This window comes from Streptomyces sp. CBMA156 (genome assembly GCF_014596515.1).
GTDB lineage: Bacteria > Actinomycetota > Actinomycetes > Streptomycetales > Streptomycetaceae > Kitasatospora.
Map to the genome: position 1 here is coordinate 1 of NZ_MSJQ01000008.1, position 11134 is coordinate 11134.

General features: G+C 74.8%; 9 protein-coding genes. 5 read left to right on the forward strand and 4 right to left on the reverse strand.

The annotated features are described in order from the left end of the window. Positions 1-507: PfkB family carbohydrate kinase (locus BU198_RS00585; RefSeq protein ID WP_223243723.1), on the reverse strand; the 507-nt coding region annotated here is incomplete at its 3' end. A gap of 206 nt (positions 508-713) precedes the next feature. Between BU198_RS00585 and BU198_RS00590 the strand changes: the two genes are divergently transcribed. The 5 genes from BU198_RS00590 to BU198_RS00610 all read left to right on the forward strand — a co-directional run bounded on the left by BU198_RS00590 (position 714) and on the right by BU198_RS00610 (position 7326). After that, positions 714-2045: an alanine racemase gene (locus BU198_RS00590; RefSeq protein WP_188294805.1), complete on the forward strand. Its 1332-nt coding sequence runs from the start codon at positions 714-716 to the stop codon at positions 2043-2045. After that, positions 2045-3691 carry an N-acyl-D-amino-acid deacylase family protein gene (locus BU198_RS00595; RefSeq protein WP_188294806.1) on the forward strand — a complete coding sequence of 549 codons (1647 nt, stop codon included), beginning with the start codon at positions 2045-2047 and terminating at the stop codon, positions 3689-3691. Before BU198_RS00590 ends, BU198_RS00595 begins: the two co-directional genes overlap by 1 nt. Beyond that, positions 3688-4353: a bifunctional 4-hydroxy-2-oxoglutarate aldolase/2-dehydro-3-deoxy-phosphogluconate aldolase gene (locus BU198_RS00600; RefSeq protein WP_188294807.1), complete on the forward strand. Its 666-nt coding sequence runs from the start codon at positions 3688-3690 to the stop codon at positions 4351-4353. Before BU198_RS00595 ends, BU198_RS00600 begins: the two co-directional genes overlap by 4 nt. 173 nt (positions 4354-4526) lie before the next feature. After that, positions 4527-6113 (forward strand): alpha-amylase family glycosyl hydrolase, encoded by a 1587-nt coding sequence (locus BU198_RS00605; protein ID WP_188294808.1) that lies wholly within the window; start codon positions 4527-4529, stop codon positions 6111-6113. Between the two features lie 160 nt (positions 6114-6273). Then, entirely contained in the window at positions 6274-7326 is a 1053-nt protein-coding gene (locus tag BU198_RS00610) for a hypothetical protein (protein ID WP_188294809.1), read from the forward strand. Positions 7327-7549: 223 nt separating this feature from the next. On the opposite strand, the gene BU198_RS00615 is transcribed toward BU198_RS00610, so the two are convergent. From BU198_RS00615 to BU198_RS00625, 3 genes are all read right to left on the reverse strand, one after another. Further along, on the reverse strand, positions 7550-9058 hold the full coding sequence (locus BU198_RS00615) for an APC family permease (RefSeq protein WP_188294810.1): 1509 nt from the start codon (positions 9056-9058) through the stop codon (positions 7550-7552). Between the two features lie 282 nt (positions 9059-9340). Continuing rightward, positions 9341-10072, reverse strand: coding sequence for a (2Fe-2S)-binding protein (locus tag BU198_RS00620; RefSeq protein ID WP_188294811.1), 732 nt, complete (start codon positions 10070-10072; stop codon positions 9341-9343). Positions 10073-10227: 155 nt separating this feature from the next. Next, entirely contained in the window at positions 10228-10782 is a 555-nt protein-coding gene (locus BU198_RS00625) for a hypothetical protein (RefSeq protein WP_188294812.1), read from the reverse strand. Positions 10783-11134 lie beyond the last annotated feature (352 nt).

Genomic DNA, 11134 nt, shown 5'->3' on the forward strand with positions numbered 1-11134 from the left:
GTCGTCGGAGAGCGCGGCGGTGATGCCGGACAGGTGCAGCAGCCGGGCGCCGGTCAGCAGGGCGGCGGCGGCAGGCTCGGCGAGCAGGTCGGGGGAGAGCGCGGCGGCCGCGGAGCCGCGCCGGTGGTAGTGCAGCCGGCTGCGTCCGGGGCCGAGGTCGTGGCGGCCGCCGGTGGTGCCGCCGACCTCCTTGAGGTAGAGGCCGGTGGGGCGGTGCGGGTCGACCGCGACCGCCGAGACGTCCACGCCGCGGGCGGCGACCTCGGCGAGCAGCCGGCGGCCGAAGCCGTCGTCGCCGACCCGGCTGATCCAGGCGGTCGGCACGCCGAGACCGGCCAGCGCGCCGGCCACGTTGGACTCCGCGCCGCCGACGGACAGCCGGAAGCTGCCCACCGACTCCAGTGGTCCCGGGCGGTCCGGCAGCAGGACGGCCATCGACTCGCCCACGCACACGGCCGTCGGGGGAGAACCGGGGCGGGTCGGGCCCTGGGTGTCCTGTCGCGGCATGTGCGGGGCTCCTCGTCTGCGGCCGTTCCGTCGAGAGCGGGCCCACCGGGTCGATCCCGTGGCGCGAGAGCGTCGCACGTGAGCCGACCCCGTCGGCCTGGAGTCAGGTCCGTTGACCGTGATCCGGCGCCGATGCTAGAACCGTGTTGCCAGCATGTGCAACCCTCGTTGCGTATGTTGCAACCCTGTGCGGATGGAGGAACACGGTGGAGCAGACGTTCACAAGCAGCGGAACCGGTCCGGGCATCGCCCGTGGCGCGGTGGCCGCCCTGGCCGACGAGCCGCTCGACTGGCGGTTCAAGGCCGCGCCGCCGGAGTCTCCCCCAGCCTGGCGGCCGGGAGGTGCCCCCAGGGGCCGCACCGTCCGGGAGTGGCTCGCCACCGGCCCCACCCTCTCCTCGCTCGGCACCCCGCTGCTCACCCTCGACGGCGAGGCCCTCGCCCACAACGTCCGCACCATGGCCGACTGGTGCGCCAAGGCGGGCGTCGCGCTCGCCCCGCACGGCAAGACCACCATGGCGCCCGCCCTCTGGCAGGCGCAGCTGGACGCCGGCAGCCACGGCATCACCCTCGCCAACCTGCCCCAGGTACGGATCGCCAGGGCCTTCGGGGTGCAGCGCATCCTGCTCGCCAACGCCCTGCTCGACCCGGCCGGACTCGCCTGGCTCGCCGACGAGCTCGCCGCCGACCCGGACTTCGCCCTGCTCGCCTGGGTCGACTCCGTCGAGGGCGTGCGGCTGATGGACGAGGCGCTGCGCGCCGCCGGGGCCGAACGGCCGGTCGAGGTGCTGGTCGAACTCGGCGGCCCCGGCGGGCGGACCGGCGCCCGCGGGGTGGACGCCGCCGTCGAGGTCGCCGCCGCCGTACTGCGCGCCGCCACCCTGCGTCTCGCGGGCGTCGGCGGGTACGAGGGCGCGCTCGCGCACGACGCCTCCACCGAGGGGCTGGCCGCCGTCCGCGACTACCTGCGGGAGCTCGGCAGGCTGCACGGCCGGCTCGCGAGCGCGTACCCGGACGGCACCAGGCCGGTGGTCTCGGCGGGCGGCAGCGCCTACTTCGACCTGGTGGTCGAGGAACTGGCGAACCTGCCGGAGGCGTTCGTGGTGCTGCGCTCGGGGGCGTACATCGCCCACGACGACGGGTTCTACCGGGGCATCTCGCCGCTCGCCAGGGGCGGCGGGCAGACGCCGTTCCGCAGTGCGCTGCACGGCTGGGCCCGGGTCGTCTCCCGGCCCGAGCCGCAGCTCGCGCTGCTGGACGCGGGCAAGCGCGACCTGCCCTTCGACGAGGGACTGCCGGAGCCGCACCGGGTGCGCGGCGGAGCCGAACTGACCGGCACCGCGGCCAGGATCACCGCACTCAACGACCAGCACGCCTTCCTGCGCGACGCGGGCGACCTCGCGCCGATCGGCGCGGTGCTGCGGCTGGGGGTCTCGCACCCGTGCACCGCGTTCGACAAGTGGACGGCGATCCCGGTGCTGGACTCCGCGGACGCGGCCGAGCCGAAGGTCACCGGCCTGGTCAGGACGTTCTTCTGATGGCCGGGGAGAGAACGGCCCCCGGGAGCGGGAGGGCCGGCCGGGGCGCGACGGTCTTCAAGGGCGCGACGGTCGTCGACGGCACCGGCGCCGAGCGCTACCGGGCGGACGTCCGGATCGCCGACGGCCTGATCACCGGGGTCGGCGTAAACCTCGACGCCCCCGAGACGGTGGACGCCGACGGACTGGTGCTGGCCCCCGGCTTCATCGACATGCACGCCCACTCCGACCTCGCCCTGCTGCTCGAACCCGAGCACCCGGCCAAGGTCACCCAGGGCGTCACCTGCGAGGTGCTCGGCCAGGACGGGCTGTCGTACGCCCCGGTGGACGGCACCACGCTGTCCGCGCTGCGCCGCCAGCTCGCGGGCTGGAACGGCGATCCGGAGGGCTTCGACTGGGACTGGCGGGACGTCGCCGGCTACCTGGACCGGATCGACCGGGCCGGCGTCGCCGTCAACGCCTGCTACCTCGTCCCGCACGGCACGCTGCGGATGCTCGTCATGGGCTGGGCCAACCGCCCGCCCACTCCGGCCGAACTCGACCGGATGCGGCAGGTGTTGGCGAAGAGCCTGCTGGACGGCGCGGTCGGCATGTCCAGCGGCCTCAGCTACACCCCGGGGATGTACGCGGACACCGCCGAGCTGGTCGAGCTGTGCACGGTGGTCGCGGCCTACGGCGGCTTCCACGCGCCGCACCAACGCTCCTACGGTGCCGGGGCGTTGGAGGGCTACGCGGAGATGGTGGAGATCGCCGGGCGGAGCGGCTGCGCGCTGCACCTGACCCACGCCACGATGAACTTCGGGGTCAACCGGGACCGGGCCGGCGAGTTCCTGGAGCTGGTCGACCAGGCGCTCGCCGACGGCGTCGACCTCACCCTGGACAGCTATCCCTACCTGCCCGGCTCCACCACCCTGGCGGCCCTGCTGCCGAGTTGGGCCACCGAGGGCGGCCCGGCCGCCACGCTGGCGCGGCTCACCGACCCGGCGCAGTGCGCCAGGATCCGGTACGAGGTGGAGGAGAAGGGCAGCGACGGCTGCCACGGCGTGGTCACCGACTGGGCGACGATCCAGATCTCCGGCGTCCGCTCGGCCGCGCTCGCCGGGACGGTCGGCCGCACCGTCGCCGAACTGGCCGTCGAGGAGGAGCGGACCGGCACCGAGGTGTTCCTGGACCTGCTGCGCCGGGACGAGCTGGCCACCACGATCCTCCAGCACGTCGGGCACGAGGAGAACGTCCGGGCGATCATGCGCCACCGCGCGCACACCGTCGGCAGTGACGGGCTGCTGGTCGGTGCCCGGCCGCATCCGCGGGCCTGGGGCACCTTCCCGCGCTACCTCGGCCACTACAGCCGGGAGTTGGGCGTGCTGACGCTGGAGGAGACGATCGCCCGGATGACCGGCCGCCCGGCCGCCCGGCTGGGACTGGACCGGCGCGGCCGGATCGCCCCGGGCCACCACGCCGACCTGGTGCTCCTCGACCCCGAACGGGTCAGGGACGCCGCCACCTTCGAGCACCCCCGGCGGCCCGCCGAGGGCATCGAGCACGTGTACGTCAACGGCATCGCCGTCGTCCGGCAGGGCCGCACCACGGGCGCCCGGCCCGGGCGCGCCCTGCGCAGAACCGACCGAGGAACCCTGGCCATATGACCGAGCTCTCCGCCTCCACCGACCTGTCCGCATCGACCGGCCGTTCCGTCCTGCACGGCGAAACGGTGATCGCGGTGGTCCGCGCACCCCAGATCCCGGACGCCGCCGCGCTCTGCGCCGCGCTCGCCGAGGGTGGCATCAACCTGACCGAATTCACCTACACCACACCGAATGTGACGGATCATCTGCTCCGCGCCTCGAAGGCCGGATGGCGGGTCGGCGTCGGCACGGTGCTGACCGCCGAGCAGGCCCGGCTCGGGGCCGAGGCCGGGGCGTCCTTCCTGGTCACCCCCGGCTGCCGCCCCGAGGTCGCCGAGGCGGCGGCCGCCGCCGGGGTGCCGGTGGTGCTCGGGGCGCTCACCCCGACCGAGGTGGCGCACGCGGTGGACCTCGGTGCCGCCGCCGTGAAGATCTTCCCGGCCCGGGCGTTCGGTCCCGGCTACTTCAAGGACCTGCGCGGCCCGTACCCCGGTGTCCCGCTGGTGGCCTCGGGCGGGGTGAACGCGGGCAACGCCGCCGAGTTCCTGGCGCAGGGCGCCCTCGCGGTCTGCGCGGGGACGGACGTGGTGCCGCCGGACGTGGTCGCGGCGGGGGACTGGGCGGAGATCACCCGGCGGGCCAGGGCGTTCACGGCGGCCTGTACGGGTGCGGCCGGCTCGTAGCGCGCCGACGGCGGGTTCGGGGGCGGGGCGAACGGAGGTTTCGGCGCGCGCCGACGGCGGGTTCGGGGCGAGGCGGGCTGTCGGGGCGGCCGGGATCGGACGAGAATCGGGGGCACCCGGCCCGGCCCCGCCTTCGCCCGGCCGGGCCCCGGACCCGGCAGGAGGAACCGCCCATGACCTCGACCCGCCCCGGCCCCGACTGGCTCGCCGACGCCGTGCTCTACCAGATCTACCCGCAGAGCTTCGCCGACTCCGACGGTGACGGCATCGGCGACTTCGCCGGCATCGCCGCGCACCTGGACCACCTCGCCTGGCTCGGCGTCGACACCGTCTGGCTCAACCCCTGCTTCGCCTCGCCGTTCCGCGACGCCGGGTACGACGTGACCGACTACCTCACCCCCGCCCCGCGCTACGGCGACACCGAGGACTTCGCGGCCCTGGTCGAGGCCGCCCGCGGCAGGGGCATCAGGGTCCTGCTGGACCTGGTGGCCGGGCACACCTCGGACCTTCACCCCTGGTTCCTGGCCTCCGCCGAGGACCCGTCCGACCACCGGTACATCTGGTCCGACCGCCCGGCGGACGGCTTCGTGGCCTCGCCCGGCAGCCGGTCCGGCTGGTACCTGCCGAACTTCTTCGACTGCCAGCCCGCGCTCAACTTCGGCTACGCGCGCAGCAGTCCGCAGGAGCCCTGGCGGCAGGCGGTGGACGCGGACGGCCCGCGCGCCAACCGGGCGGCGCTGCGCGCGATCATGGAACACTGGCTCCGCCTCGGGGTGTCCGGCTTCCGGGTGGACATGGCGTACTCGCTGGTCAAGGACGACCCGGGCAAGGTGGAGACCGCCAAGCTCTGGACCGGAGTGCGCGACTGGCTGGACCGCGCCCACCCCCAGGCCGCCCTGCTCGCCGAGTGGGGAGACCCGGCAGCGGCCGTCGGGGCCGGCTTCCACGCCGACTTCTTCCTGCACTTCGGCGGCGCGGACCACGGTCTGCCGCTCCGCTCGCTCTGGAACAACAACGGCGGGACGGTCGAGGAATTCTGGAACCAGGGGTCCTGCTACTTCGAGGCCGAGGGCCGCGGCACCCCACAGCCCTTCCTGGACGCCTGGCGCTCCGCCGCCGAACTCACCGAGGGCAGCGGGCACATCGTGCTGCCCACCGCGAACCACGACTTCTCCCGGCTGGCGACCGGACCGCGCACCGCGGAGCAACTCGCCCCCGCCTTCGCCTTCCTGCTCACCTGGCCCACCCTCCCGGCCGTCTACTACGGCGACGAGATCGGCATGCGCTACCTGCCGGGCCTGCCCGACACCGAGGGGAGCGTGCTCGGCCCGCGGTTCAACCGGGCCGGTTCGCGCACCCCGATGCAGTGGACGCCGGGGCCCACGGCGGGCTTCTCCGACGCCCCGCCGGAGCGCCTCTACCTGCCGGTGGACCCGGACCCGCACCGGCCTGACGTGCTCTCCCAGCGCGCCGACCCGACCTCGCTGCTGCACACCGTCCGGCGGCTGATCGCGCTGCGCCGGGCGCATCCGGGGCTGGGCGCGGCCGGCGGCGCCGAGGTCAGGCACGCCGGGTACCCGCTGGTGTACACCCGGGCCGACCGCTACCTGGTGGCGGTCAACCCGCGCCGGGAGCCGGCGTCCGTACGGCTGCCGGACCTGCCGGAGGGAGTCCGGCCGCTGGAGACGCAGGGCGTACGGGTCGCGGACGGGGAACTGCGGGCGGACGGCTTCTCGTACGGGGTGTTCGAGCTGGGCTGAGCGCGGGTGAGGGAGCCGGGCCGCGCAGGGGGCCCGGCTTTCGATCGGTGTCGGATGGTTGTAGGCTACATCGACAGATCGTTGCATTTACCACCCGTATTGGTTGTATTTGCCATCTTCACGACCGAGCCGAGAACCACCGGAGGACGGTACGAACCCCATGAGCACACCCCGGAACCCCGCCGCAGCGCCCGCCCTGGGCCACTCGCTCACACACCTGGCCATCCACCTGATCACCCCGCTGCTGATGTGCCTGGGCATGGCGCTCGCCTACCAGGGCGCCTTCCACCAGCCCGAGCCGCACCACCTCAAGGTGGCCGTGGTCGGCACCACGCCGCAGGCGCGGGGCCTGGCGCAGGCGATCCAGGGCAGGGCCGGGGACGCGCTCGACGTCCGCACCGTGGACGACCGGGCCGCCGCCGAGCAGCAGCTGCGCGACCGGGACCTGGTGGGCGCCTTCGTCCCGGACGCCAGGAGCCCCGAACTGATCGTCGCCAAGGGGAACTCGGAGACCTCGGTGGTGGCCGCCACGGCGGTGTTCACCGACGTCACCGACCAGCAGGGCGTGCCGCTGCACGTCACCGACCTGACCACCCCGGCGGAGGGGGACCCGACCGGGCAGGGCCTGTTCTTCCTGCTGGTCGCGCTGAGCATCGGCTCCTACGCCAGCGTCGCGGTGATCGGCGCGGCCGGCGCGGCGCTGAGCGTCGGGGTCAGGGCGCTGGTCGGGGTGGCGGTCTCGCTGGCGGTCAGCGTGATCGGGATCGTCACCGCGGGGCCGGTCTTCCAGGTCGTCGACCACGACCACGCCGCGGTCTGGGCGCTCGGCTGGCTGTACTCGGCGGGCATCGTGCTGATCGGCATCGGCCTGCACAGCTTCCTGAAGAAGTGGACCACGCTGGCCCTGATGGTGCTGTTCGTGATGCTGAACTTCACCTCCTCCGGTGGCATCTACCGGCCCGAGCTGCAGAACGGGTTCTTCGGCGGGCTGCACGGCTTCTGGACCGGCGCCGGCTTCATGGAGGGCGCGCGCAGCATCCTCTACTTCGGCGGCGGCGCCGGGCTCGGCGGGCACGTGGTGACCCTGCTGGTCTGGCTGCTGCTCGGCGGGGCGGCCCTGGTGGCCGCGGCGCTGTACGAGGGCCGCGGGCGCCGTCCGGTGGAGACGCCGGAGGAGGCCGAGGAGGAGATGGAGGAGACGGTCGCGGTCTGACCGCGCTCCCCGGAGAGCTCCACCCGGTGCCACGGGCATCGGCACCGGGTGGGGAAGGGCGGCCCGCGCCCGGCCCCGGACAGGCCGGACGCGGGCCTCGGCGCGACCGTGCTGAGCGTCGGCGCCGGGCTCGGCGGGCGGCGTGGTCAGGTGGGGCGCGGTGGGGATCCGCCGTCGGCGACCGGGAGCCCGGGGAGCGACAGGCCGCAGCGTGGGAGCCCCGTCATGCCTGCCCCTTCGTCGGTGCGGCACCGGCCGTCGCGTCGCCCGAGGGGGCGTCGCCGCGCAGGTGCGGACGGGCCAGCGCGAGGTAGAGGCCGCCGGCCGCGAGGACGACCACCGCCGAGAGCGGCACCAGGTAGTCGTCGTACCAGGCGGCGTCCGGGGTGCGGCCCCAGCAGATGTTCACGATCGCGGCGACCCCGTAGACCAGCGCGCCGACGTTCACCGCCAGGCCCCAGCGGCCGAGCCGGAAGTCCCCGCTCGGGCGCCAGCCGCGCAGCCGGGCCCGCAGGGCGGCCAGCACCACCATCTGGAAGGCCAGGTAGATGCCGATGGTGGAGAAGGAGATGATCTTCGTGAGCGCTCCCTCGGAGAGTGCCGAGGCGCCCACGATGATCACCCCGGGCAGCGTCGCCGCGAGCAGCAGCGCGTACGGCGGCACCCGCAGCCGGTCCGAGACGGTGGCCAGCAGCCGGCTGCCGACGATCATCCGGTCCCGGGCGAAGGAGTACGCGAGCCGGCTCGCCGCCGCCTGGAGGCTCAGCACGCAGGACAGGAAGGAGATCAGCACCACGCCGATCACCACCCGGGCGCCGGCCGCGCCGAAGGCGTCGTGCAGCACCCTGGCCACCGGGTCCCCGTCGTCACCGGAGACCACCGCGCCGATGTCCCGGATCGACATCACCAGGGCCAGGCTGACCCCGATCGCCGCCGCGCCGCCGACGTAGATGGTGCGCCGCATCGACTTGGGGATCTGTCGACCCGGATCGGGCACCTCCTCGGCGACGTCGCCGCAGGCCTCGAAGCCGAAGAACAGGAACACGGCGATCAGGCCGGCGGCCAGGAAGGCGTCGGCGTAGCTGCCGTCGCCGCCCGCGCCGAAGCGGTCGAGGACCACGCCGAGGCCGTGGTGGCGGTGCGTCAGCAGCAGCCAGGCGCCGACCGCCAGGGCGCCGAGCAGCTCGGCGGCGAAGCCGAACACCGCCGCCGCCGACAGCACCCGGGTGCCGCCGAGGTTGATCACGGTGGCCAGCGCCAGCAGGCCGAGCGCGCACCAGACGGTCGTCGCGGTGCTCGGCTCGACGCCCAGCAGGACGGCCACGTACGGGCCGGCGCCGTACGAGACGGCCGCGATGGTGGACATCAGCGCCAGCAGGTAGACCCAGCCGGTCAGCCAGCCCCAGGTGCGGCCCCAGAGCCGGCGCGCCCACGGGTAGACCCCGCCGGCCACCGGGAACTGGGCGACCACCTCGCTGAACACCAGGGCCACCAGCAGCTGGCCGACACCCGCGATCAGGAAGCTCCAGAGCATCGGCGGCCCTGCGGTGGCGAGGGAGGAGGCGAAGAGCGTGTACACGCCGACGACGGGGGAGAGGTAGGTGAAGCCCAGCGAGAAGTTCGCCCAGAGGCTCATGTCGCGCCTGAACTCGGAGGTGTAGCCGAGGGCGGCCAGCCGTTCGGCGTCCGGGTCGGGGGAGTGGACGGTGGCACGTGCACCGGCATCGGTCATGACCTGCTCCTGGGAACGTGTCGTGAGGCGCGGGGGAGCGCTGCGGGGTGATGCTCGGGCTCGGCGCCGTGCACGAGGCCGAAGTCGCCGGGAAAACATAGGAGATCGGGATTCCGGCGGCAAGGGTGCGCACTCGGCCGAGGGGCACCCCAGGGGAATCCGGGAGCGTTTCGCCGGGCGGCACCGGGAGATCGTGGTCGCGGTGCCGGCGGTGCCGGCGGAGCCGTCAGGGCCGGCGCGCGGCTGGGGGCGGCCCCGGTACGACCTTCGGTGGTGAAGGCATCAGCCGCTCGGCTTCCCGCGGCCGGGCGGCGCGCTGAAACAGCAGTCCCCGCAGAGCCCGGCGCCCGGTCCCACCCGGTAGTAGAGGCAGCAGCTGTTCCGCCGGAACGCGGTGCCGCCCGGCCCGGTGCGCAGGGTGCCGGAGCCGGCCAGCGGCGGACGGTCGAGCAGCTCCGCCGCCAACGCCCGGGCGGCGCCCGGCGCATGGCCGTCCAGCACCCGCAGCGTCCCGGCCAGCGCCGAGGCGGCGTTGCCGAGCAGCAGGCGCGGGGAGAGCGGGGCGACGGCCCGGACGGCGGCCGCCAGCGGCTCCAGCCGGCCGAGCAGGACGGCCTCGTGGAGCCGGTCGGCGAGCGTTCCCGCGGCCGGTCCGGCGGGCTCCGGCGGGGTCCACAGGTCGAGCGGGCCCTGGTCGGGGATCCGCATCCAGGCCTGCTCCAGGGTCGGGACCGTCCCCAGCAGGACGGCCGAGCCCAGGCCCACCGACCAGAACCGGGCGGCCAGCCCCAGATGCAGGATCGAGGCGGCCACCCGGGGTTCGCCGGTGCCGAGCCGCTGCGCCACCACCCGCAGCCGCGTCGCCAGCGGCGCGTCCGGCCCGGTGCCGTACAGCTCGGCCAGCGGCCGGAAGCCCGCCGGCGGCCCGTCCCCGGCGGTGTCCAGCGCGAAGTACGGCCCGACGGCGGCGAGTCGGGCGTAGTCGGGCGGCCGACGGTAGAGCGCGGGGCTCAACGGCCCTCCCCTGTGAGGCCGTTGAACCCCGCGCCCGCTTGTGGTGGTGCGGTCTGACGGTCGTGGGACAACGGGGCCTCCAGGTCTTCGGGCGCTCGGGCGGCGGGCAGCCCGGTCGGACCGGAGAGGCCTCGGCAGGCCCGGTCGTTCGGGTGTCAGCCGCGCACGGAGAAGTCGCCACTGGTCGTGCGGATGAACGCTACCGTGCCCTGGCAGTCCGACACCGGCTTGCCGAGCGCGCCCCAGACCCAGCCCATCCGGTCCCCGCGCCGCCCGTTGTCCTCCACCGAGACCGAGACCTTCGAGCCGACCAGCTCCAGGCCGGGGAACCACGGCGCCTCGCCCTTGGTGACCACCCCGGTGGCGATCGCCTCCCGGCCGCCGACGGCCAGGCAGGTGATGTCCCCCTCGAAGTCGGCGACCAGCCGGCCGTCGGTGTGTACGTGGCGGACGTGGAAGTGACCGCCGGTGCTGCCGGGGACGGAGTTGGTGGTGGCGCGGGCGTCCACCGAGATCCGCACCGGGTCGCCCTCGAAGCCCTGGAACGCGGAGGTGAGGACGGTGTCGCCGGTGCCGCGCACGCTCACCGGGCCGAAGCCGTCTGCCGCGGCGGCGGGTTCCGGCGCGGCGGTGGCGGCCGGTGCCGCGGCGGCGACCGTCCCGGCCAGCAGGAGGAGCGCGACTGCGGCGGTGGTGAAACGGCGGTTCATGGCGGTGGGGTCTCCTTCGGCGCGGTGGTCCCGGCGCGTCGTCCTGCGAGGTGGTTCCGGAGCGGTTCTTCCGACGCCTTCGAGCATGCTCGCGATCGGCCGCGCGGACCTCCCGCTGCGGAGGGGAGTCGACGGCCGGACGCTCCTTCACGAGGAGGAGGCCGACTCCCCCGGGAGAGCTGCCCGTAGGCTCGGCCGGGTGCGCACCGACTCTCCCTCCGTACACGCCGGTTCCGGTCGGCCGTGGCCGGCCCGGATCCGCCGGCCGCTCGCCGCCGGCTCCGCGCTCGCCCTGCTGACGCCCGTCGCGCTGGCGCAGCCGGACGCCCGGGGCGCGGCCGTGCTGCTCGCC

Coding starts and splice junctions, on each gene's coding strand:
- BU198_RS00595 (WP_188294806.1), top strand. CDS start 2,045: ATGGCCGGGGAGAGAACGGCCCCCGGGAGCGGGAGGGCCGGCCGGGGC.
- BU198_RS00600 (WP_188294807.1), top strand. CDS start 3,688: ATGACCGAGCTCTCCGCCTCCACCGACCTGTCCGCATCGACCGGCCGT.
- BU198_RS00605 (WP_188294808.1), top strand. CDS start 4,527: ATGACCTCGACCCGCCCCGGCCCCGACTGGCTCGCCGACGCCGTGCTC.
- BU198_RS00610 (WP_188294809.1), top strand. CDS start 6,274: ATGAGCACACCCCGGAACCCCGCCGCAGCGCCCGCCCTGGGCCACTCG.
- BU198_RS00615 (WP_188294810.1), bottom strand. CDS start 9,058: ATGACCGATGCCGGTGCACGTGCCACCGTCCACTCCCCCGACCCGGAC.
- BU198_RS00625 (WP_188294812.1), bottom strand. CDS start 10,782: ATGAACCGCCGTTTCACCACCGCCGCAGTCGCGCTCCTCCTGCTGGCC.